The 23,368-nt window shown below is 65.3% G+C and carries 18 protein-coding genes; 1 reads left to right on the forward strand and 17 read right to left on the reverse strand.

Annotation, left to right across the window (positions count from 1 at the left end; genetic code table 11):
- Positions 1 to 31 precede the first annotated feature (31 nt).
- The 15 genes from ACOGJC_RS03345 to pheS all read right to left on the reverse strand — a co-directional run bounded on the left by ACOGJC_RS03345 (position 32) and on the right by pheS (position 19,649).
- On the reverse strand, positions 32 to 1,606 hold the full coding sequence (locus ACOGJC_RS03345; RefSeq protein WP_419847093.1) for a hydantoinase/oxoprolinase N-terminal domain-containing protein: 1,575 nt from the start codon (positions 1,604 to 1,606) through the stop codon (positions 32 to 34).
- Positions 1,603 to 2,670, reverse strand: coding sequence for a DUF917 domain-containing protein (locus ACOGJC_RS03350; RefSeq protein ID WP_419847094.1), 1,068 nt, complete (start codon positions 2,668 to 2,670; stop codon positions 1,603 to 1,605). The genes ACOGJC_RS03345 and ACOGJC_RS03350 overlap by 4 nt, the downstream gene beginning before the upstream one ends.
- A 29-nt stretch (positions 2,671 to 2,699) precedes the next feature.
- A complete protein-coding gene (locus ACOGJC_RS03355; protein WP_419847095.1) occupies positions 2,700 to 3,476 on the reverse strand; it encodes an aspartate/glutamate racemase family protein in 777 nt (258 codons plus the stop codon).
- 124 nt (positions 3,477 to 3,600) lie between these two features.
- Positions 3,601 to 4,554, reverse strand: a complete 954-nt coding sequence (locus ACOGJC_RS03360; RefSeq protein WP_419847096.1) for an ornithine cyclodeaminase family protein — start codon at positions 4,552 to 4,554, stop codon at positions 3,601 to 3,603.
- Entirely contained in the window at positions 4,551 to 7,757 is a 3,207-nt protein-coding gene (locus ACOGJC_RS03365) for a bifunctional proline dehydrogenase/L-glutamate gamma-semialdehyde dehydrogenase (protein ID WP_419847097.1), read from the reverse strand. The genes ACOGJC_RS03360 and ACOGJC_RS03365 overlap by 4 nt, the downstream gene beginning before the upstream one ends.
- 192 nt (positions 7,758 to 7,949) lie before the next feature.
- The gene (gene argH, locus ACOGJC_RS03370) at positions 7,950 to 9,341 is read right to left on the reverse strand and encodes an argininosuccinate lyase (RefSeq protein ID WP_419847098.1); all 1,392 of its coding nucleotides are present in this window, start codon (positions 9,339 to 9,341) and stop codon (positions 7,950 to 7,952) included.
- Complete coding sequence (locus ACOGJC_RS03375; protein ID WP_419847099.1) at positions 9,338 to 10,555, reverse strand: argininosuccinate synthase; 1,218 nt, start codon at positions 10,553 to 10,555, stop codon at positions 9,338 to 9,340. The genes argH and ACOGJC_RS03375 overlap by 4 nt, the downstream gene beginning before the upstream one ends.
- Entirely contained in the window at positions 10,552 to 11,055 is a 504-nt protein-coding gene (gene argR, locus ACOGJC_RS03380; protein ID WP_419847100.1) for an arginine repressor, read from the reverse strand. Before argR ends, ACOGJC_RS03375 begins: the two co-directional genes overlap by 4 nt.
- A complete protein-coding gene (gene argF, locus ACOGJC_RS03385; RefSeq protein ID WP_419847101.1) occupies positions 11,052 to 11,972 on the reverse strand; it encodes an ornithine carbamoyltransferase in 921 nt (306 codons plus the stop codon). The genes argR and argF overlap by 4 nt, the downstream gene beginning before the upstream one ends.
- Positions 11,969 to 13,153 (reverse strand): acetylornithine transaminase, encoded by a 1,185-nt coding sequence (locus ACOGJC_RS03390; RefSeq protein WP_419847102.1) that lies wholly within the window; start codon positions 13,151 to 13,153, stop codon positions 11,969 to 11,971. Before ACOGJC_RS03390 ends, argF begins: the two co-directional genes overlap by 4 nt.
- On the reverse strand, positions 13,150 to 14,031 hold the full coding sequence (gene argB, locus ACOGJC_RS03395) for an acetylglutamate kinase (protein ID WP_419847103.1): 882 nt from the start codon (positions 14,029 to 14,031) through the stop codon (positions 13,150 to 13,152). Before argB ends, ACOGJC_RS03390 begins: the two co-directional genes overlap by 4 nt.
- Entirely contained in the window at positions 14,028 to 15,185 is a 1,158-nt protein-coding gene (argJ, locus tag ACOGJC_RS03400) for a bifunctional glutamate N-acetyltransferase/amino-acid acetyltransferase ArgJ (RefSeq protein ID WP_419847104.1), read from the reverse strand. The genes argB and argJ overlap by 4 nt, the downstream gene beginning before the upstream one ends.
- Positions 15,182 to 16,207 (reverse strand): N-acetyl-gamma-glutamyl-phosphate reductase, encoded by a 1,026-nt coding sequence (argC, locus tag ACOGJC_RS03405; protein ID WP_419847105.1) that lies wholly within the window; start codon positions 16,205 to 16,207, stop codon positions 15,182 to 15,184. Before argC ends, argJ begins: the two co-directional genes overlap by 4 nt.
- A gap of 54 nt (positions 16,208 to 16,261) precedes the next feature.
- Entirely contained in the window at positions 16,262 to 18,619 is a 2,358-nt protein-coding gene (gene pheT / locus ACOGJC_RS03410) for a phenylalanine--tRNA ligase subunit beta (protein ID WP_419847106.1), read from the reverse strand.
- 34 nt (positions 18,620 to 18,653) lie between these two features.
- Positions 18,654 to 19,649 (reverse strand): phenylalanine--tRNA ligase subunit alpha, encoded by a 996-nt coding sequence (gene pheS / locus ACOGJC_RS03415; protein ID WP_419847107.1) that lies wholly within the window; start codon positions 19,647 to 19,649, stop codon positions 18,654 to 18,656.
- A 120-nt stretch (positions 19,650 to 19,769) separates the two neighbouring features.
- Between pheS and ACOGJC_RS03420 the strand changes: the two genes are divergently transcribed.
- Positions 19,770 to 21,467 (forward strand): N-acyl-D-amino-acid deacylase family protein, encoded by a 1,698-nt coding sequence (locus tag ACOGJC_RS03420; protein ID WP_419847108.1) that lies wholly within the window; start codon positions 19,770 to 19,772, stop codon positions 21,465 to 21,467.
- Here ACOGJC_RS03420 and ACOGJC_RS03425 read toward each other — a convergent pair.
- Both ACOGJC_RS03425 and ACOGJC_RS03430 read right to left on the reverse strand, forming a co-directional pair.
- Positions 21,464 to 22,636: a hypothetical protein gene (locus tag ACOGJC_RS03425; RefSeq protein WP_419847109.1), complete on the reverse strand. Its 1,173-nt coding sequence runs from the start codon at positions 22,634 to 22,636 to the stop codon at positions 21,464 to 21,466. The two genes, ACOGJC_RS03420 and ACOGJC_RS03425, sit on opposite strands and share 4 nt — an antisense overlap.
- Positions 22,637 to 22,651: 15 nt before the next feature.
- On the reverse strand, positions 22,652 to 22,960 hold the full coding sequence (locus ACOGJC_RS03430; protein WP_419847110.1) for a hypothetical protein: 309 nt from the start codon (positions 22,958 to 22,960) through the stop codon (positions 22,652 to 22,654).
- Between the last annotated feature and the right edge of the window lie 408 nt (positions 22,961 to 23,368).

Here is a 23,368-nt window from a genome sequence, read left to right on the forward strand (position 1 = left end):
TGTTGGGCCACCTCCCCGTTTCGGAGACCGCTCAAGCCAGGGGCCCGACGGCCTTCACCAGAACCCGGCATCCACCGCCCGGCACATAGGTCATTGGAACCTCGGTGATGGCGGTGATGCGTATCTGGGCGGGGTCGGCACCGGCTCGCACTGCGGCGTTGGCAGCCAGATCACGGGCGTCGTCGAGGCAGTGCTCGCGGCTGGACACGTCGTAGCTGTACACCCGGTCTACGGTTCCAGATGCTTCGGCAATTCCAGCTCCATAGGCGTTTGCCACCGCATAACTCTCAGGACGGAGCACTTCGGACACCCCCGGCACCCGCTCAGCGATCAAGTGGGCGCCGCCGCCGACGGCCAAAAGGGGAAGCTCAGTCCGGCTCGACTTCATCCGGTCGCTCATTATGGACACCTGCTCGTCCACCCACGCCAGCGCATCGCTGAGGAGCTGGGCGTCGATGTCGGCCACCAGGTTGGGGTCGCCAAACCCGTGAAGTCGACCAGCAGCCAGCGAGATATCAGAAAGAGTGAGGGTGCCGCCACCGACGCAAACCGCCTCGGTGGCCACGGCATAGCCCACTGAATCGGGGCCAATGGCCAATTCAGTACCGTTGTCGGCCCCAGCGTCTCGGACCACGGTGCCGCCTCCTAGCCCGATGGAGAGCAAGTCGGGCATGCGGAAGTTGGTCCGCACCCCTCCAACCTCCACCGCGGCGGTGGACTCACGGGGGAACCCATCCACCAGAATCCCCGCATCCGCGGAGGTACCACCTACATCGATGACGATGGCGTCGTTAACTCCGGCCAGGGCGCATGCCCCCCGCATCGAATTGGTGGGTCCCGATCCTAAAGTGAGCACCGGAAAGCGCCCAGCCTCCACCGCGGTAAGAAGGGTGCCGTCGTTCTGCGTCAGGTAAGCATCAACTGCCAGGTCGTGTCCGGCCAGGGCGTCCTCGAACCCGCGAATAACCCGGGAGGCCACGCTCAACAGGGCGGCATTGAGAACGGTGGCGTTCTCCCGCTCCAAGAGTCCCAGCGAGCCCACTTGGTGGCTCAGCGACACGGGATACCCCCCGCCCAGTTCTTGATGGATGATCTCAAGGGCTCGCAGCTCGTGCTCGCTAGTGGCCGGACTGAACGCGGCGGACACTGCAATGGCCTGACACCCCTGAGAGGTTGCCAGGACCGCGAACTTGCGAACGGCGTCCTCGTCCAAGGGGGCGATCTCTGCGCCCGTGTACTCGTTCCCTCCCTCGACGATGGCCGATGCTCCGATCACCAGTTTGCGAATATCGTCTGGCCAAGCCGCACCAGGCCTCACCCCAAGAGAAGACGGTGCAGCCAACCGAAGCACCCCGACCGTGTCGAGGTCTTGACGTTGGATGATGGCATTGGTGGGATGGGTGGTTCCCAGCATGGCCTTGCCTACCAAGCCCTTGTCCACATCGTGCAGCACCTTTTCCAGCGATTCTCGGATGCCGTCAATGGGCTCTGGAGTGGTGGCCACCTTGACTGCGCTCAGCACTCCGCCGTCTGAGTCAATCACCACAGCGTCGGTATTGGTGCCCCCAACGTCGATGCCGATGCGGAACTCTGGGCCGCTGGTCATGCGGACAGCTCCACAAAGTCGATCTCATAGCCAAAGGCACTGGGACCGACGAGTTCCAGCATTCCGTCTTGATGCCACTCCGGGGCGCACGGCATACCGATAACTACCACCCGATTGCCGTAGGCCAGCGCCTCGGTGGTGATGGGGTCAAAGGTCTCGCAGTCAAGCAGACAAATGAGGTTGGGTGTGGTGATAACCGGCTGGCCGTCGTGAAAGGCGATCAAGTTCTCGTTCTGCACTTCAATGCGCATGGTGCTGTCCGACCCCTCCAAGTCTTCGAGGATCACCGTGGAACGAGCGAAACCATCAGTAGTCCGCCGGTCCAAGTCCACCACCTTTCCTGTGAAGAACTCCCGAGATCCGGACTCGCCGAGGAAACGCCCCCACGCCCCCTCCTCACCGTCTTTGACCGCCTGGAGCAAGGTTCCCATTTCGGTGCAATAGGTGAGCGAGTCCTGAATGCCATGCTCTGCCACCTGGCCGGCCGTCAGGGGATAGCAGCTAATGGCATTGGCCAGCCCGAGCTGGATGACCGCGGTGCGGGCCAGCGTCTCGGCAATATGGTTGGTGGTGGTCTCGAACACGCACTGGTTGCCCTTCTCGTCGGCCACCGACAGCGGGCCAGCGGGGAGGCCGGCCAGGGTGAACACCGTCATCTCAATCTGGGGGAACGCCCGGCGCATCGAGTCGGCGTTGACGATGGGCAGGCCCATCTCGGCCGCAGTAGCGATTGGGAACAAGGTATTGCAACCGCCCACCTCGATGGGCATGATCGCGGCTGGCGCCTTTCCCAGGTATGAGGCCAAGGCCTGCACGCTGGCAACGAACTCAGTGCCCGCGGGGATCTTCTCCAAGATCACTGTTGGAGCACCGATGACTGCGGTGGTGAGCACCAGGGCATCGGAGGGGAGATCCCTGGCGCTCACCACCTCCACCGCGCCATACGTCGTCAGCGCTTGGCCCGCAACCAGCTTGGCGATGTAGGGGTCGCCTCCCCCGCCGGTTCCCAGCAGAGTGGCACCCAGGCATAGCGCCTCGATGTCGTCAGCCTTCAACACGTCCATGGGGGCTCCATCACCTCTATTGCCAGTGATCATGGCCGTGGGTCGAGGTCAAGCACTGGGACTACTAGAGGAATCCACTCGGCCTCCCGAGGAGGAACCGGGTCGTAACCCCCGGCCCGGCTGGTCTTCCAGCCGTGGTCGTTGCCGATGGCAGCCAAGAACTCCGCGTATCGCAAAGGGGCGGTGACCGCATCGATCACCGGCACGCCGACTTGGGCTTGTACCTGACGGTAGAAGCCAAACTCGATAGTGCAGCCCAACACAATCGCATCTGCCCGGTCTGCGGCGACAGCCTGTTCGGACTCGGCCAGGATGCGTTTCTGGGTGGCCGCGGGATCGGCTTGGAACTCGTCCACGCTCATATCGAGCACTCGGAACGAGGCCAGATGATCGGCATACCCGTACTTGACCACGTTCTCATGCATCTCTGGAATCCATTTCTTGCGACCCACCAGAATCGAGAACTGATCGCTAACGCTGGCCGCGGTGTGCAAGCAGGCTTCAGCCGGCGCAGTGACTGCCATCGAGCCAGCCAGCTCCCGGGCACCCCGCAGGAAGGGATCGTAAAAGCACCCGATGATCGCGGCGTCATAGCGCTGTTGCTCAACGGCCCAGCGGATGACCCCCATTGTCGGGCCGGCCACCACCGCCTCCAAGGCGTTCCACTCCAAGTGCTGGGGGCCAACACTGGGAAGGGAGCAAACGTCCACTCGGGTATTTGGCGCGGCCTCCCGCCGCAGCTCCTCTCCGATGGGCGCGTCGTAGTCGCTCGTGCCTACGGGATTGATCCACAGAATCCGTGTCATGTGCTGCCCTTTGCTACCCGGATACGCGAGCCAGGCGGTGGTTCTGGGGAGAATGTAGGGGCGAACGCCGTCGCTTCTTGTGGGCAGCTTGCATAAGCATTGCTTGTCAAATATGCGTTTCGCTTTATGTGAAGGGCTGACGGTCGGCCTGGCGCAGGGCCAAACGGGCGGCCGCGAGGTCAGCCAGAGCGAAACCGGCCGACTTGAACACAGTGACCTCCTCGGGGGTGCGCCGGCCAGGATTGCGACCGGTCACTAGCGAACGGAGGTCGGCGATGATCGACTCTTCGGCGATTGCGCCATCAGCGAGCGGTTGGGCCAGGTCGCCTGACTGGACTGCACCGGGCACGGTGTCCACAAACAGGGTGGCCTGCGTGATGGCGGTATCGTCGACCTCGCGCATGTCCGGCCGGAAGCCCCCAACCAAGTCGAGATGGGTGCCTGGTGCCAACCGCTCACCGAGAACCACGGGGCTGGTCGCGCCTGTGGCACAAGAAATGAGGTCGGCCCGCCCGATGGCCTCGTCTACGTCGAGAGTCGCTGTGGCGGGAAACCCCTCAGCGGACAACAGCCCAGCCACCTCACCGGCAGCGGCGGGATTGCGACCCCAAATCTGGATCGCGTCGAAGCGGCGAACCTCGCTGTGGGCTCGAGCCATGTTGGGCGCGAGCTGGCCGGTGCCGATCACCAACAGACGGGTGGCGTCGGGGCGAGCCAAGTGCCTGGCCGCCAGGGCGGACACCGCTGCGGTGCGGCGAACTGTGAGCTCATCACCGTCGAGTACCGCTCGCAGTTTGCCGTTTTGTCCATCAAAACAGAGATAGGCCGCGTGGATGGTGGGCGACGAGGTGCCAGCGTTGGAAGGGAAATAAGTAGCCGCCTTGACCCCAACGATTTCACGGTTGATCCAACTTGGCATCAAGAGGAGAGAGGCTGGCTCTTCACCTGGCCGATCCATCGTGAGGACTTGTCGGTCGGGTGCAACCACGTCATCGTCGGCAATGATGTCGGCGATGGCTTCAATCAACTCATCCCAGGCCGTGGCAGACCGAATCTGATCTGAGTCAAGAAATCTCATTGCCACACATTTCCGTAGCGGTGGATAGTTCGACTGATCGCCTGCTCGCGTAGGTAGTACAGCAATTCAACTCGCCCGTCACCGGTGACCGGACTGTCAACAAAGTGGATGCCGGCTTCCTGCGCCGCCACCCGCAAGCCCTCATCCGGCGACCCGACCGAACGAATTCTCTGCACTCCCAGGGAGCCGAGCCGAGCGCCAAACGCCTCTCCTGTTTCATCTGAGGCCAAGGAGTCAACGATCTCTACGCCGCACCGTCGGGCAGCGGCCCGGATTCGGGCCACATCGCGCCCGGCGGCATCAGCCTCTACTCTCAGCCCCACCCGGCTCAAAGGCCGATACCGCAGGATGTTGGACTCACAGAACAAGCCTGTGGGGTCGTGCTCGACGGAGAATTCGGTGCGCCATGCTGCTTCGTCACTGGCTTGGGCCCGGTGGAGCCATTCTTCGTCAGTCAGTTCATCGTCTAAGGGAGTCCAAGTGCCGAGTTGGCTGACATAGTTCGGCCCCCCTGCTTTGGCTCCCGGTCCGACGCACGAGTGCTTCCACCCCCCAAATGGCTGGCGCGCCACGATCGCTCCGGTGGTGGAGCGATTCACATAGGCGTTGCCTACCTCCACCGCTTCGACCCACCGGCTGACCTCGGCCGGGTCCAGCGAGTGGATGCCGCCGGTCAATCCGAAGGACGTGCTGTTCTGAATGGCGATGGCGTGGTCGAGGGATTCGGCGCGTATCAGCCCGAGTACTGGCCCGAAGCACTCAGTCTCTGCAAACCATGAACCCGGGACTACCCCGAGCCTGACCCCGGGAGTCCAGAGGCAGGAGTCGAGTTGCCGGGGCTTCACTAGCCACTCTTCGCCGGGGTCGAGCTGCGTGAGCGCCCGCAATAGCTTACCTTGAGCCTTCCCGATGATCGGCCCCATCATGGTGCCGATCCGGGTGCTGGAACCGACCGACATGGTGGTGACCGCGTCAATAAGTTGGCGTCGCAGCCGCGGCGACTCGTATATATCGGCGACGCAGATAGCCAAGCTCGCCGCCGAGCATTTCTGGCCTGAATGACCGAACGCCGATGTCACTAGGTCGGCCACTGCCAAGTCGATGTCGGCGCTCGTAGTGATGACGACGGCGTTCTTTCCCGATGTCTCGGCGAACAGCCGTAGCCGCGGCTTCCAAGCCTGGAACATCTTGGCTGTCTCGAGGGCGCCCGTGAGGATCACCGCGTCAACTCCGGGATGGGTAACAAGGTGCTGGCCGATCTCATCGTCGGGAGTGCGGACGAATTGGACCAAGTCTCGGGGCACGCCGGCTTGCCAGCAGCATTGCGCAATGAGTTCGGCGCATGCGGGCGTTTCGGGTGCTGGCTTCAGGATCGCCGCGTTGCCCGCAGCCAGCGCGGCCAGGACCCCGCCAGCGGGGATCGCAACGGGGAAGTTCCATGGCGGGACGACCAGCACAACACCGAATGGCTCGAATCGAGCGGCCTCCGAATGGGTGAGGGCCAAGGCGCGGTCCCCGTACCAGCGGGCAAAATCGATCGCCTCCGACACTTCGGGATCGGCTTGATCAAGGGTCTTGTGACCTTCATTCACCATTGCAGCAACGAAGTCACCCCGCCTCCTGCCAATCTCGTCTGCCACGCGCCAAAGGACTTCGCGCCGATCGGCAGGCGGCAGCTGCATCCAGCGGCGCTGCGCGCCAATCGCCAACACGACCGCTTGATCTACTTCCTCAACGGAGTCGGTGACTTGGGTCTCGGGTCCGCCCCATGTCCGGTTGAGCAGATTCAGAGCCCAAGCCCTATTGCCTTCCAGGGCAGGATCGGTATCTGGCTCGTTGGAGAACTCGCTTCGGGGATCGACCACAGCTGGCAACCCTCGGCGATCCTGTTGTCGGCGTGGGGCATCCGAAACTGAGAGACGCTCGGCAACCGCAGTGCGGAACTTGGCCGCTTCTAACTCGAAGTCAGTGCTTCTGCGGTCGAGATCGAGCAATTTGTGGATGAAGTTCTCTGGAGAAGCGTTCTCCTGAAGGCGTCGAAACAGATAGCTGATTGCGACGTCGAAGTCTTGTTCCGCGACAACCGGTAAGTAGAGCAGAACCTCCTTGCCCTCACCTAGCAGCAGCCGCGCCAGCGCTGGGGCCATCCCCTCGAGCATTTCGAAGCCAACGCAGTGGCTGACCCCTCGGCGGCTGGCAAGCAGGTCGGCCCAAGCGAGATCAAACAGGTTATGGCTGGCAACCCCTACTCGAACCGAGGCGGTGTGCTCAGGCGTCAGCACCCAGTCGAGACAGCGCTTGAAGTTGGCATCGGTTTCTGCTTTCGAAAGGAAGGGTGTCTGAGGCCAGCCGCGCATAGCCGCGTCAACCTTCTCCATCCCAAGGTTGGCTCCCTTCACCAGCCGAACTCTGATTGGGCTCCGGGGGCGCCACTCGTTCCGGCCTCCAGCTTGATGGTTGCACCAGGCAACGAGGGCTTGGAGCGCAGGGAGGGCATCCGGTAGGTACGCCTGCAATGCAATACCCGCGTTTACTGTGTGGAACTCTGGCATTTCGAGCACCCTTTGGAAGGCAGCGAGCGTCAGTTCCAGGTCGTTGTACTCCTCCATGTCCAGATTGATGAACTTCGGAGGCGACGCGGCTTCCGCAGCTCGAAACAGAGGGAGAAGGCCCTCGACCACCCGTGACAACGAGCCGTCGAAATCCCAGTGGTTGATCTGCGCCACAACCGACGACACCTTGATCGACACGTAGTCCACTTCCGGCTGCTTGAGTAGGTTCATGACCTTTTCACGGCGGCGTTCGGCTTCAGCATTGCCCAAGACAGCCTCCCCGAGCAGGTTCACGTTCAACGAGAACCCCTCCGATTTTCTTCTTCGAAGGTGCGCGCTCAACCGATCTAGGTCGGAGTCAACGACGAGGTGGCCGATCAACCCCTTCATCCGACGCTCGGCCAGTGGCATAACGAGACCTGGCAGCCGCAGGCCGATTCGGGCCCCTAGACGAACAAGCAGCCTGTCGAATGGGGATAGGAATGATGGCAGCCCCATCTCATGTACTAGCGAGGCGAACTGCCTCGCCGCAGTAGAGCGATCCTCGGGGCGAATCACCCTGTCTACAAACCGCGCCGCGAATGCAACTCCAGACCCGTCGGCCACCATTTCGGAGAGTCGCCTTGCGGTGCTGCGCTCCGCTTTCGACATCGGCTGCTCACCCGCGATCAACCAGCGGCCGACACGCTCTACCGCTTCATCGACCAGCAGATCTCGTTTGTTGGAGTCGTGCTCCACATCCCCGCAGTGTGCTTCGATATTCTCATTGTGCTCAGGGGAGCACCGGACTGTCAGGTGCCACTTGCACAATTACGTGGCCGGATAAGAGCACACGGCTAAAGATCAGGACTGCGACTGGTTGAAGCGGGCGGCGTCGGCTTTGAGGCGGGCGCGGAATTGTTCGAGTTGTGCGGCTACTGGTTCGGGGCCGGCACCGCCGGGGGTGGTGCGGCGGGTGACGGGGACGCCGGGGGCCAGCAGTTCGGCGGCGGCGGCGCCGAGGCGGGGGTCGGCCCGTACCAGATCGGCCAGGGAGGCCTCGCCCTCCAAGCTGTGGCGCACGAGGTCGCCGACCACTACGTGGGCGTCGCGAAACGGCATCCCTTGGGCTACTAGATGCTCGGCCAGGTCGGTGGCCGCTGATGTGGGGGCGTCGGCGGCTGCGGCCATGGCCTCGGTGTTGAAGGCGATGGAGGATAGAAGCCCGGTCATGGCCCGCACGCCGAGGTGCACCTGGTCGACGGTGTCGAACAGGGGCTCCTTGTCTTCTTGCAGGTCGCGGTTATAGGCCATCGGCAACCCCTTGAGGGTGGCTAGCAGCCCGGTGAGGTTGCCGATGAGCCGGCCGGCTTTGGCCCGGGCCAACTCGGCGATATCGGGGTTCTTCTTCTGGGGCAGCATGGAGCTGCCGGTGGCGTAGGCGTCGTCGAGGGTGGCGAAACCGGTCTCCTCTGAGGTCCAGAACACGATCTCCTCGCCGAGCCGGGACAGGTGGATGGCCACCATGGTCAGCGCAAACAGGGCTTCGGCTACGAAATCCCGGTCGGACACTGCGTCCATGGAGTTGTCGAACCGGGCGGCAAAGCCCAACTCGGCCGCAGTTATATCGGGGTCCAAGGGCAGTGAGGAGCCAGCCACCGCCCCCGCCCCCAGAGGGCTGACGTCCAGTCGGGCGCGGGCGTCGGCCAATCGGTCAACATCCCGGGCCAGCGCCCAGCCGTGGGCCAGCAGATGGTGGGCCAGCAACACCGGCTGGGCCCGCTGGAGATGGGTGTAGCCCGGCAGATAGGCGTCGCCTGCAGCTACGGCCCGCTCGAGCAGCACCTGCTGGAGGGCGATCACGTCGGCGGCGATGGCGGCCAGCTCCCGCTTGGCGAACAGCCGCAGGTCGGCGGCCACTTGGTCGTTGCGGCTGCGGCCGGTGTGGAGCTTGGCCCCGGCAGGTCCGGCCAGCTCGGTGACGCGGCGCTCGACAGCGGTGTGGATGTCCTCGTCTTCGGGCGCGAAGGCGAATTCACCAGAGGCCAGCTCCTGCTCGGTCTGGTCGAGCGCCGCCAGCACTTCGGCCACCTCGGCGTCGGTGAGCAAGCCGACTCGGCCCAGCATCCGGACGTGGGCCCGCGACCCGGCAATGTCGTCGGGTGCCAGCCTCTCGTCGAAGCCGATGCTGGCGGTGTAGGCCATCAACTCGTCGGCGGGATCGCCGTCGAACCTGCCGTGCCAAAGCGTGCTCATGACGGGCCTGCCCGTTGGGCCAGGGTGCGCAGCCGCAGGGCGTGGAGCTTGATGAATCCCTCGGCGTCGGCCTGCTGGTAGGCGCCTTGGTCTTCTTCGAAGGTGACCACGGCCTCGTCGAACAGGCTGTCGTCGGAGCGCCGCCCGGTCACGGTCACGTTGCCCCGGTACAGCTTGAGCCGGACCGTGCCGTTCACCCGGGCCTGGGAGTGGTCGATGGCCGTTTGGAGCATCTGGCGCTCGGGACTCCACCAGTAGCCGTTGTAGATGAGTTGGGCGTAGCGGGGCATGAGCTCGTCTTTGAGGTGGGCCACCTCGCGGTCGAGGGTGAGGCTCTCCATGGCCCGGTGGGCCTTGAGCATGATGGTGCCACCGGGGGTCTCGTAGCAGCCCCGCGACTTCATGCCCACGTAGCGGTTCTCCACCAAGTCGAGCCGACCGATGCCGTTAGCCCCGCCGACGCGGTTCAGCTCGGCCAGGACTGCGGCCGGACTGAGGGGCTGGCCATCGATGGCGGTGATGTCGCCGCCCTGGAAGGTGAGCTCGATCTCGGTCGGGGTGTCGGGGGCCTTCTCCGGTGACACCGACCAGCGCCACATCTCTTCGGGAGGCTCGAACCACGGATCCTCCAGCGGACCGCCCTCGTAGGAGATGTGGAGCAGGTTGGCGTCCATGGAGAACGGTGAGCCGCCCTCACGCTCGGCTTCGATGGGGATGCCGTGCTCCCCGGCGTAAGCCACCAGCTTCTCCCGGGAGCCCAAGTCCCAGATGCGCCATGGGGCCACCACCGAGATGTCGGGGTTCAGGGCGTAGGCCCCCAGCTCGAAGCGAACCTGGTCGTTGCCCTTGCCGGTGGCCCCGTGGGACACGGCGTCGGCGCCGACCTCGGCCGCGATCTCCACGAGCCTTTTGGCGATGAGCGGGCGGGCGATGGAGGTACCCAGCAGGTATTCCCCCTCGTAGATGGCATTGGCCCGGAACATGGGGAACACGAAGTCGGCGGTGAACTCCTCCCGCAGATCCTCGATGTAGATCTCCTTCACGCCCATGGCCTCGGCTTTGGCCCGGGCCGGTTCCAGCTCCTCGCCTTGGCCTAGGTCGGCAGTGAAGGTGACCACCTCGCAGCCGTAGGTGTCCTGCAACCAGCGAAGGATCACCGAGGTGTCCAAACCGCCGGAGTAGGCCAGCACGATCTTGTTCAGTTTCTGGTTCACGAGCTCTCCTCAAAAGGGGCGGATTCTGCCGGGTCGGTGAGTCCGGCTAAGGAGCGGAAAAGGTCGGCCAATGCACCGCCACCGGCCCCTTCGGTGGCCACCACCAGCACAGTGTCGTCGCCGGCGACTGTTCCCAGCACTTGGTCTACCGCGGAGCGGTCGATGGCCGAGCCGACCACGTGGGCCGACCCCGGCGGGGTGTTCAGCACCACCAGGTTCCCGGAGCTGCCCACGGCCACCACCCACTCCCCCAGCACCCGCCGGAGGTGATCGTCGGGGGCGACCTGCTCGGAGGGCAGCTCGGGGATGGCATAGACCGACCCGCCGCCGGTGGGGACTTTGACCGCGCCGAGATCGTCGAGGTCGCGCGACACGGTGGCCTGAGTTACCGCTACTCCCTGAGCGGTCAAGAGGTCCACCAGATGATCCTGGCTGGACACCGACTCCTGCCGAAGGATTTGCGCGATCCGGTGCTGGCGCTGGTTCTTGCCCAATTTCATGACACTCCCAACAGCCAGGCCAACAGGCCGCGGGCGGCATGCATCCGGTTCTCGGCCTGTTGCCAAATCCTGCTCTGAGGGCCGTAGAGGACCTCTTCGCTGGCCTCCTGTCCGGGGTTGGCGGGCAGGCAGTGCAGGAAGATGGTATCGGCATCGGCTTGGCCCATAAGAGCCTCGCTCACCGAGTAGCGGCCGGCGAAAGCGTCGATTTTCTCGGAGGCCTGGGCCTCCTCGCCCATGGACACCCAGACGTCGGTGTACACCACATGCGCGCCGGCAACTGCCTCAATCGGCTCGTCGACCACCTCGGCGGCGATGCCAGTGGCAGCGATGCGATCCAGGTCGACACTGTCGAATTGGTAGCCAGGAGGCCCGGAGATCACGAACTGGGCGCCGGCCAAACCGGCGCCGATGGCCAGCGACCGGGACACGTTGTTGGCGTCGCCCACGAAGGCGATGCGGCAGCCGCTGATCTCGCCGAACTCCTGTTTGACGGTCAGCAGGTCGGCCAGCGCCTGCAAGGGGTGGGCCTGGTCGCTCAGCATGTTGACCACCGGGACCGAGCTGACCGTGGCCATGCGCCTGAGAAGGCTATGGGACTTCACCCTGGCACCGATGGCCGCATGGAAGCAGGCCAGGGTCCGGGCAACGTCTTCGGCGGACTCCCGCTGGTCGATTCCCACCTCGGCAGCGGCAACCGACACCGGATGGCCGCCGAGCTGCACCACCGCCATCTCCATGGAGTGCCGGGTGCGAGCCGATGGCTTCTCAAACAGCAGGGCCATGCCCTTGCCCTCCAGCGCCTTGGGAGGATTGGGATCGCTGGACAAGTCCAGAACTTGGAGCAGTTCGTCGGCACTGAGGTCGTCGACTTCGAGAATGTGGCGGATGCTGGCAGGAGGAGTTGTCGAGCTCATAGCCTCAACACCTTGTCGAGCACGGCCACGCCATGGGCGATCTCGTCATCGCTGATGATGAGGGGTGGCGCGATCCGCAATGAAGTAGCGCCAGCGGTGCCCAGCACCAGGCCCGCGGCCATTCCGGCGGTAACCACCTCGGCAGCAGGCCGCTCCTCAGCTAGTTCAACGCCCAGCAACAGGCCCCGACCTCGCACGCTGGTCACCCCGTCGAGCGCCTCCACGGCGGACCGCATTGTCTCCCCGGCGGCCGCGGCCTTTGCCGGCAGATCCAGTTCCTCCATCACTCCCAGCGTGGCCTTGGCGGCCGACGCCGCCAACGGCTGACCGCCGAAGGTGGTGGCGTGGTCGCCGGGCTTGAAGGCGGCGGCGGCCTCTTCCCGGGCCCAGCAGGCCCCAATGGGCATGCCGTTGCCCAGTGCCTTGGCGATGGTCACCACGTCGGGCTGGACCCCATCGTGGTGGTGGGCGAACCAGCGCCCGGTGCGGGCCAAGCCGGTCTGCACCTCGTCGAGCATGAATAGCAGGCTCCGGTCGTCGCACAGGTCGCGCACCGCTTGGAGATAGCCGTCGGACGGGACGTTGATGCCCCCCTCACCTTGAATGGGCTCTAACAGCACCGCCGCGGTGGTGTCGTCTATGGCCTTCTCCATCTCGGCGATGTCGTCCCAGGGCACATGGCGGAATCCCTCGGGCAGGGGCTGGAAGGCCTCGTGCTTCTCGGCTTGGCCGGTAGCGTGCAGCGTGGCCAGCGTCCGCCCGTGGAATGAGCGGCCCGCGCTGATCACGGTGTAGCGGCCAGGTCCGCCCCATTTGCGGGCCAGCTTGATGGCGCACTCGTTGGATTCAGCACCGCTGTTGGCGAAAAACACCTGGCCGGGCTCCCCGCCGATCAGGCGGTCGATGGTGCGGGCCACGTGCATCTGGGGCTCGGTGGCGTACAGGTTGGACACGTGGCACAGGGTGCGGGCCTGCTCGGCCACTGCCTCGGCCACCTTGGGGTGGGCATGGCCGAGGCTGCACACCGCGATGCCGCTCAAGAAGTCCAGGTAGCGGGTGCCATCGCGGTCCCATAGCCAGCACCCCTCTCCCCGCACGAACATGACCGGGGGCGGGCCATAGGTGGGCATGAGCGGGCAGGGCCCGGTATCAGCTCCCACCGCGTCGGTGTGGGTGGTCATGGAGAGTTCTCCTGTTCTTGATCGGGATCGGGGCAGACCATGGTGCCCACGCCGGCATCGGTGAACAGCTCCAGCAACAGGACATGGGGGGTTGTTCCGTTCACCATGTGGGCCGATGCCACGCCGCGGCGCACCGCATCGACGGCCGCCTCGGCCTTGGGGATCATGCCCCCAGCCAGCTCACCGGCGGAGATCATGGCCTCCAGAGCCGCAGGAGTGGTTTCGCTGATGAGAGTGGCCGGATCGTCGGGATCGGCGTACAGGCCCTCTACATCGGTGAGGAAAACTGCTTTGGCCGCTCCCAGGGCGCCGGCCAGGGTGCCCGCCACGGTGTCGGCGTTGATGTTCAGGGCTTGGCCGGTGGCGTCGGCCCCGATGGTTGACACCACCGGGATGAGATCTTCGTCGAGCAGGCGGTCGATGATGGTGGTGTTCACCGCATCCACGGTTCCCACAAAGCCCAGGCCGGGATGGCGGACCCGGGCTTGGAGCAATCCGGCGTCTTCGCCCGACACCCCCACGGCCAGCGGTCCGTGGACGTTGATGGCCGACACGATGTCGCGGTTGACCCGGCCCACCAGCACCATGCGGGCGATGTCCAGGGTCTCGGCGTCGGTGACCCGGAGGCCGTCCACAAACGTGGCCTCCAGGCCGAGTCGCTCCATCATCTCGCCAATCTGGGGGCCGCCGCCGTGAACCACCACTGGGCGGATGCCCACCGAGTGCATCAGCACGATGTCGGCCGCGAATCTGGCCAGGTGGTCGTTGTCCATGGCGCTGCCGCCGTACTTCACCACCACAGTGGCCCCCGAGAACCGCTGAATGTAGGGCAGGGCTTGGGTGAGCACCGCGGCGGTGGATTCAGGAGTGAGGCTCATGACGTTCCCATGTTCTCGTCGATGTAAGCGTGGGTGAGGTCGGTGGTGATGATCCGGGCCGAACCGTCGCCCATACCGAGGTCCACGTGCAGGTCGAGCCGACGACCGGTCATGTACTGGGCCAGTTCGGGAGGATGGGCTGGCTCACCGTGGTCGTACACCACATGGGGTCCGTAGGCGATGGTCAGCTTGGTGTGGTCGAAGGCCACCCCGGCGGCGCCCATCTCCGAGGCGATGCGACCCCAGTAGGGGTCTTGGCCGTACCAGGAGCACTTCACGAGCTGGCAGTTGGCGGTGTCCCGAGCGGCCTTGGCCGCCTCAGCATCGGATGCCGCTCCGGTGACCCGGAGGAACACCGTCTTGGTGGAGCCCTCCGCATCGTCGGCCATCTGGAGGGCCAGGCTTTCGCAGACGTCGGCGATGGCCTGGGTAAGTGCATCGGAATCGACCGGGCCGGCCTGGCCGTTGGCCAAGATCAGCACGGTGTCGTTGGTAGATTCGGCGCCGTCCACGGTGAGGGTATTGAACGTGTCCGCCACACCGGCTCTGAGGGCGTGTTGGAGGGTGTCGGGATCGGCGGCCGCATCGGTGACCAGCACCGCCAGCATGGTGGCCATGTTGGGTTCCAGCATGGCGGCGCCTTTGGCGATGCCCCCGACGGTGAAGCCGTCGCCGGCGACAACCACCTGTTTGGGAACGGTATCGGTGGTCATGATGGCCTCGGCCGCTTGGGGTCCGCCCTCGGCCGTTTGGGCGGCGGCCGCGGCGGCGATCCCGGCCGATACTGCGTCCATGGGCAGGGCGTAGCCGATCAGCCCGGTAGAGCACACCAGCACTTCCTCGGGGGCCACTCCCAGGGCGGCGGCGGTCTCCTTGCACATCTGGTGCGCGTCGGTCATTCCCTGCGCCCCAGTGGCCGCGTTGGCGTTGCCGCTGTTGAGGACCACCGCGGCGGCCTTTCCCCCCGTGGCCTCCAGATGCTCCCGGCACACCAGCACCGGGGCCGCAGTCATCTTGTTGGAGGTGAACACCCCGGCCGCGCTAACGGCGGCACCATCGGCGGTAACCACAATGGCGAGGTCGGGCTTGCCGCTGGGCTTGATGCCGCAGGTCACCCCTGCGGCGGTGAACCCGGGGACTTCGGTCACGCTCATGGATACACCCCCACTGCGGTCAATCCCGCGGTTTCGTCAAGTCCGCTGATGATGTTGGCGCACTGGATTGCCTGTCCCGCCGCTCCCTTCACCAGATTGTCGATGGCGCATAACGCCACCACGGTTTGCGTGCGTGCGTCGTAGCGGACGGTGAGATGGGCGGCATTAGATCCCTGCGTGGCCTTGGTAGAAGGCGGACGCTCGGACACGACGATGAACGGCTCGTCGGCGTAGAACTCAGCCAGCCCCGCGAGCACTGCATCGCTGGAGGTCTCCCCCGTCGGCTTGGCGTAACAGGTGGCCAAAATCCCCCGATTCATCGGCGCCAGGTGAGGGGTGAACAGCACCGATGCGCCCGAGGCTTGCTCGATCTCCGGAGTGTGGCGGTGGTCGAGCAGCCCATAGGCGGTGAAGTCCTCGTCGACTGCACAGAACGTGGTGTGAGCCTTGGGGGGCCGGCCCGCGCCAGAAACACCACTGGCCGCGTCCACGATGACCCCATCGGTCTGGATGAGGCCCAAGCGGACCAAAGGAGCCACCGCCAGCGCCGCAGCAGTGGGATAGCAGCCCGGCACGGCCACTGCGTTCGTGCCGGCCAACTCATCCCTGAACAGCTCAGGCAGGCCGTAGGCGAACTGGCCGAGAAGCTCGGGAGCAAGATGAGACTCCCCGTACCACTGCTGGTATTCCCCGGCGTCGTTCAGCCGGAAGTCGGCGGCCAAATCGACGGCGATCTTGCCCCGATCCAGAATGTCGGCAGCCATAGCCATGGACTGGCCATGGGGCAGCGCTAAAAGTGCCAACGCCACGTCATCCAGCAGAGCGGGGTCGTATTTCACAAACTCCTGGTCGGCACCGATGGCGGCCAGGTGAGGATAGAGATCAGCGACTGGCTGCCCCGCCTGGGTGTCGCCGGTCACAAAACGCACGTCGAAGGCTGGATGCTGAGTCAGCAACCGCATCAACTCCGCGCCGACATACCCCGACGCGCCGATGATCCCAATGGGGATCTGCTTGTCCATGGACACAATTATGCATAACTATGAATAAGTATTCAAGTCAATTGCAGCAGAAGTTCAGCCGCGGAGGGAGGCGTTGTGGACTGCTGTGACGGCGTCGATACAGGATTGGCGGGCTTTGGCCACCTCGGCGTCGTTGAGGGTGCGGTCGGGGGCTTCGAAGCGGAGGGTGAAGGCCAGACTGCGGTGGCCTTCGCCGAGTTGGTCGGAGCGGAACACGTCGAACAGGGCGACGGAGGCCAGCAGCTCGCCTCCGGCCTCGGCGATGGTGGCGGACACCTCGTCGGCCGACACCTCGTCGGGAACGGTAAAGGCCAGATCCACGTCGCTGGACGGATAGCGGCTGGGGGCTCGATACGGGGCCAGCCCCCGATCGGTTTCCAATAGAGCGCCGAGGTCGACTTCCAGCCAGGCCACCCGCTCGTCTATCTCATAGGCGTCCAGCACCTGCGGGTCGATCTCGCCCAGCGATCCGACCAGCTGGCCATCGGCCAGGACTTGGCCAGAGCGTCCCGGATGAAGCCCGTCAACTGGGCCGTTGACCACGCCGGGGCGGGCAACCGTCAGATGGCGGGTCAGGCGGCGCCACAGCGTGGTGGCTGCGGTGGCCTCTTGGCCAGCCAGGATCACGGCGAGGTGCTCATGCTCGTCGGGGAGATCCCCTCCCCCGCCGGGATTCACCCGGCCGATCTCGAACAGCGACACCCCCGTGGTGCGCCGAGCGGCGTTGTAGGCCACGGCCTTCAACAGGCCAGGACGCAGCGAGGTCCGCATGATGGACTCCTCGGCCACCAGCGGGTTGGTCACGGTGATGCCGTCGTCGCCGAGGCCGGCTCGGGCCAGATCGCCGGGCGCTAGGAAGGGCAGAGGCATGGCCTCGCTGATCCCCATGCCGGTGAGCAGTGCCCGGACCCGGCGGCGGTCGTGCTGTTGGGGAGAAAGCTCGCCGGCCTGCTCGGTCACCGGCACAGTGCGGGCGATTTTGGAGTAGCCGTGGAGCCGGCCCACTTCCTCGATCACATCGATCTCGGTGGACGAATCCAGCCGCCACGACGGGATGGTGACATCGAAATCCTGGCCGTCGCCTCCGGTCTCGCAGGCGAACCCGATGGGCTCGAGCAAGCTTGTCATCTCGGTGGTGCTCAGGCCGGATCCCAAGATGGAGTTGACCCGCTGGGACCGGACCCGGACGGTGATGGGCTCAGGGCGATTGCCAGCGGCATCGATCATGCCAAGGGCTGTAGTGCCCCCGAGCGCGGCGGCCAGTTCGGCGAAGCGGTCCAAGGCCAGGGGAATGATCTCGGGGTCGGCCCCCCGCTCGAATCGAGCCGATGCCTCGCTGCGCAGGCCGAGTCGGCGGGCAGTGCGGGCAATGGTCATGGGATCCCACCACGCGGCCTCCAGCAAGACTGACTGGGTATCAGCGGAAATCTCGGTGGAGGCGCCGCCCATGACCCCGGCCAGGCCGATGGCCTCGTCGTCGCGGTTGACGATCACCCCGTCGTAGGTAGTGAGAGCTCGCGCCGTGCCGTCCAAAGTGATCAACTCTTCGCCCCGATGGGCCATGCGAACCCCCAGCTCCCCGCCGGGCACCAGGTCGAGGTCGTAGGTGTGGTTGGGCTGGCCCAACTCGAACATCACATAGTTGGAAAGGTCGACCACCGCGTTGATGGGCCGCTGCCCCACGGCCAACAGGCGGTTGGCCATCCATCGGGGCGACGCTCCTGAGGGCACATTGTCGAGCACTCGCACCCCGAAGCGGCGACAAAAGTCGGGGGCGGCGATACTCACCGACGCCCGGTCGGCCGCGGGCGTTCCGGTCTCATCGACCTCGGGGGCCGCGACTGAGAAGGGCAATCCCAGGCGAGCGGCCAGATCGCGGGCCACGCCTATCACCGACATGGCGTCGGGGCGGTTGGGGTTCACCTCCAGATCGAACAACACGTCGGGGTGGATACCCAGCGCCTCGGCCAGGGGGACTCCCAGAGACAGGCCCCGTTCCAAGATCAAGATGCCCTCGTGATCGTCGCCCATGCCGATCTCGGCCCCCGAGCACAGCATTCCGTTGCTCCACTGGCCCCGCATCTTGCGGCGGGCGATCTCTATCCCGTTGGGCATGGTTGTGCCCACAGTGGCCAGCGGCACCAGGTCGCCCACCGCCATGTTGAATGCCCCGCAGCACACTTGGAGGGCCTCGCCGTCGCCGGCGTCCACATCCACCAGGTGAATGCGGTCGGCATCGGGGTGGGGCCGGGTGGCTAATACCTCGGCGGTCACGATGCCGTCCAGCCCCCGCCCCACATGGGAAAGCTCTTCAACGGCCAATCCAAGGTCGGACAGGACCTCAGCCAGATCTTCGGGCTCGCCGTCGATGTCGGGGGCGAACTCCCGCAGCCAGCTCAACAGCACCTTCACCGCGCTACCGCCTCAAGCATCGGAATGCGGGCCATCAGAACTGCCCCAAGAAGCGGATGTCGTTGGTCCACAGCTCGCGCAGGTCGTCTATGCCGAACCGGATGAGGGCCAGGCGGTCGATGCCGAAGCCGAAGGCGAACCCCTGCCACTGCTCGGGGTCGATCCCACAAGCCTCGAACACGTTGGGGTGCACCATGCCGCAGCCCCCCAGTTCCAGCCAGGTGCCGTCGGGGCGCTGGATGTCGAACTCAGCCGACGGCTCGGTGAACGGGAAGTAGGAGGGCCGCAGCCGAGAGGAGAAACCGGGGCCGAAGTAGGCGGCGGTGAACGCTTCGATGGTCCCGGCCAGATCGCCCAGGGTGGTGTGGCGGTCCACCACCAGCCCCTCGATCTGATGGAACACCGGCATATGGGTGGCATCGGCTGTGTCCTGGCGGAAACACCGGCCGGGGGCCACCACGTAGATGGGGGGCTCCTGGTTCTCCATCACCCGGGCCTGCACCGGGGAGGTGTGGGTGCGCAACAGGGTGGTGCCCGGCTCGCCGTAGTCCACGTACAGGGTGTCGTACATGTCGCGGGCCGGGTGCCCGAGGGGAAAGTTGAGGGCGCCGAAGTTGTACCACTCGCTCTCGATCTCGGGTCCTTCGGCTACCCGATAGCCCATGCCGACGAACACGTCCTCCAGCTCCTGCCAGGTCTGGGTGATCACGTGGAGGTGGCCGCTGGCGGGCTGCTCGGTGACCTCGGTGAGATCGAGTCGCTCGGCGGCCAGTTGCTCGGCCCGGGCGGCAGCCGACAGCTCGGCCTCGCGGGCGCTCAGGATCTCGTCGATAGATGCCTTGGCGGCGTTCAAGGCCTGTCCGGCTTGCTTGCGGGCGTCGGGCTCCATGTCGCCCAACGCCTTGCGGGCTGCCACCAGAGGAGAGCGCTTGCCGGCCATCGCGGTCCGTACCGCGCTCAGTTCCTCGAGGGTGGTCGCGGCCGCCGCCTGCCGTTCGGCCTCGACCACCAATTGTTCCGGCTCAGCCATCGGACTCCACTATGGCAACCCTTGTCCTTCAACACCGCATCAATTGGGCTTTGTGCGGTCTGCCAATTCTCCCTCAGAGCCGAGTCGGGTTTGGGTCAATTTTCCTCCTAAGGTTCTGGCATGGATTCAGGAGATTTGCTGGTTCGCGGGGGGACGGTGGTGGACGGCACCGGCGCACCCTCCTATGAGGCTGACGTGCGGGTGCGCTCCGGAGTGATCGCCGAGGTGGGACCGGGACTGCGGCCCGACGGCGAGCAGGAAGTCGACGCCGGCGGCGCATTGGTGACACCGGGGTTCATCGAGCCCCACACCCACTACGACGGATCGCTGTGGTGGGATCCCCACATCGACCCCATGCCCTCGCACGGCACCACCAGCGTGGTGCTGGCCAACTGCGGACTGGGCCTGGCCCCGCTTCGGGAAGCCGATCGCAACCAGCTCATCGAGTTGATGTGCTTTATCGAGGACCTGCCGACCGACGCCTTCGAGACAGCCATCCCGTGGACGTGGGAGACGTGGCCGGAGTACCAGGCCGCCAATGACGAGCACCCGACGGCACTCAATGTGGCCGCTTTCTTTCCCCACCAGACCCTGCGGATGTGGGTCATGGGCGCCGAGGCGTGGGAGCGGGCCGCCACCGAGGCCGAGCGGGCCGAGATGGCCCGGATGCTCGACGAGGGGCTGGGTGCCGGAGCCTTTGGGCTGTCGACCTCGCTCATGGACCTAGACCGCCACAACCGGCTGGTGCCCAGCCGTATGGCCGACGACCAGGAGTGGGGCGACCTGCTCGACGTGGTGGCCGCCCATCCCGGCGCCACCTTCCAGTTCGTGCCCCGGGCATTCGAGTTCGAGCACTTCCCCGGCGACATGGAGCGCATGGCCGCGCTGTGCCGGGATCGGGGTATCCGGGCCAACTGGGGCGGATTCTTTGCCCAAGAGAACCGGGCCAAGGAGCGCCAGATCTCGCTGGACTTGGTCGATCAGCTCAACGCCGAGGGGGGCCAGATCGCCACGCTGTACTCAGTGCGGCCCAGCTATGTGAACTTGCACTTCGAGCGTTCGATCATGTGGAGCGGGGTGGAAGCGTGGCACGAGCTGTGCAACGTGGATGGCGACGAGGCCAAGATGGCCATGCTGCGAGACGAAGACTGGCGAGAGCGGGCCCGCCACGACTGGGACGCCTGCACCTACACTCTGGCCCCCATCAACCGCCCCCACATGATCCTGCTGGCCTCCGACGAGCCCCGCAACGCCGAGTGGGCTGGACGCTCCATCGCCGATCTGGCCGATGCCCGGGGCGTGCACCTGTCGGACGCGGTGGCCGACTGGCTGCTGGACAACAACATGGGCACCCATCTCAAGACCCAGCCCCAGCCGGTGGACAATGAGACGCTGGCCGCCATGGCCCGCTCGCCGCTGACGGTGAACGGGGCATCGGATGCCGGGGCGCACATCCAGATGTTCGTCGGGGCAGGCGACGCCACCTTCTTCTTGACCGAGATGGTGCGCGAGCTCGGGCTGCTCACGATCGAGGAGGCGGTGCACTCGGTGACCGGCAAGCAGGCTGCATTCTTCGGCATTTCCGGCCGGGGTGCCGTGGCCGAGGGCATGGCTGCCGATTTGGCCGTGTTCGCCCTCGACGAAATCGATCTGGGTGACGAGGTCCGAGTCGACGACCTCCCCACCGGCAGCTGGCGCTACAGCCGCAAGCCGGCCGGCTATCGGGCCACCGTGGTCAACGGCGTACCCACCTGGGCAGGCGACCGGTCAACCGGAGCGCTGCCCGGGGAGTTTCTGCGCAACGGGGCAGTTGGCTAACCGTCTTCCTGCTCGGCCTCGCGGCTGAGTTCGGCTAAGTACAGAGCCCGAGTGGCCAGAACTTCGCGGGCCTCATTGGCCATGTCATCGTAGAAGTGTTCCCGGTAGGCCTTGTCGACAATGGTCGACACTGCGAACTGGAGGGCAGACAGCGTAGCGATGAATCCCGAAACCGCCAGCAGCTCCCAAGTGAGCACCAGCTCATTGCCGAACAAGCCGAAGCGGGCCAGGGGATCCAGCCCGTCCGATGCCACCCACGACACGATGGTGGCCTCCCTCACCGTCAGTAAGCCGAAGCCCACATAGAACGCCCCGATCACCACGCCAACAAGCAACACCCGCACCGCCTGGGCCACAAACATCAGCAGTCCCAAATTCACGCGGTCCATGCGGTCGAGCGGCGGAATGGCAGATATGGGCAAGTCCGTGGGCGGGGTCGCCGGCGCCAGCGGCGAATCACAGCCGTCGACTAACTGGCCCACCTGCTCCCAGTTGTCGAAGCGAGCCAACCCCACCAGCTCGGAGGGCACCCGAACCGCCACTGAGCCGAAGGCAATGAGTCCGAATACCCCCAGCACGATGGCGTAGAAGGGCCACGTGAAGTCGTGGGCCACTTGCCACACCTCGGCGTTCAGGAACAAAAAGGCGCTGAACACCAGAAGCAGCGGCAGAATCCGCCCGACCAACCGACCGATCAGGGCGATCTGGCTTAGGGAGTAGCCTCCGGCCCAGAACAGCATGGGTAGCAAGCCGAAGCTCACCACCACGTAGGTCCCAATGAGCAAGGCGACATTGATCAGTGCCAGACCCGCGGTGTCAGACAACCGGTCTTCAGAGAACAAGGCGGGCAGCACCGGTGGAACCAGCACGAACACGGCCAGTTCGATGGCACCCACCCGATCGGGAAGCTGGAACAGCCGACGGCCTCTTAGCCGATTGACCCCCGCCACTGCCCCCAGTGCGATGCCCGCGCCCGCCCAGAACACGCCGAATTGCGCCCAACCGTCGAATCGGTCGCCGAAGGAGGCGAAAATCTCGACCAGAAACACCAGGGCCAAGAACGGAACGGCCCGGGTAAACACACCAGTGGTGGCCCGGTAGTCGTGGATGACGTGGGGAACGCCCCGGTAGATGAACCAGCGTTCGGCGGCTTCTCGACGAGAGGTCATCGCCTCTGCCGCCCGTCAGTCCCCTTCGGGAATGGTGGGCACCTCGACGCCGGGGCCGTAGTAGATGAACAGGTTGGCGATCAGATCCTCGATGCCGTCCCGGGTGCCGCCCTTGGCCAGATCCACGGTGATGATGTTGCTGTTCACATGGATGGCGTCGATCCCACCCCGGTCGAACAAACGGCGAGCCAGTTCGTCCACCGGCCGCTCCCCGGCCACTTCCCGCCCAGCGGAGTAGTGCTCATGGCCGGTGCCGGTGATGCTCCGGTTGATCTCATAGCGGATCACTCCCGGACGGCTCGTCGCCCTCTCCACAACAGTCACCGGCTGTCCCATACGCCCCGAGATCGTACCCGCTTGGCGCAGCCGGACGGTCAATCAGAACGGCAGACCGAATACAACCTCTCAGCCCGGCGGCGCGTCGATTGCGAGAAAATGGAAGTGATGCGCAGCGAACCCACTCATCGCCGCTTGCTTCTGACGATTGCCACCATCGCGGCTGCTGCCCTTTTGTCAGGTTGCGTCTCAGCTGACCGAGAAGAGCCAATCGCTGAGGGAACTCCCACGACGTTGCCCACCCCAACCCCCACTTCTCCGGACCCAACCCCGACGCCCACCAGCCAACCCACACCCGACCCAACGCCACCATCCACCAGCCAACCCACACCCAGCCCAACGCCACCATCCACCAGCCAACCCACACCCGACCCAACCCCACCGCCCACCAGCCAA

It is taken from the genome of Candidatus Poriferisocius sp. (genome assembly GCF_965204015.1).
Classification (GTDB): domain Bacteria; phylum Actinomycetota; class Acidimicrobiia; order Acidimicrobiales; family Bin134; genus Poriferisocius.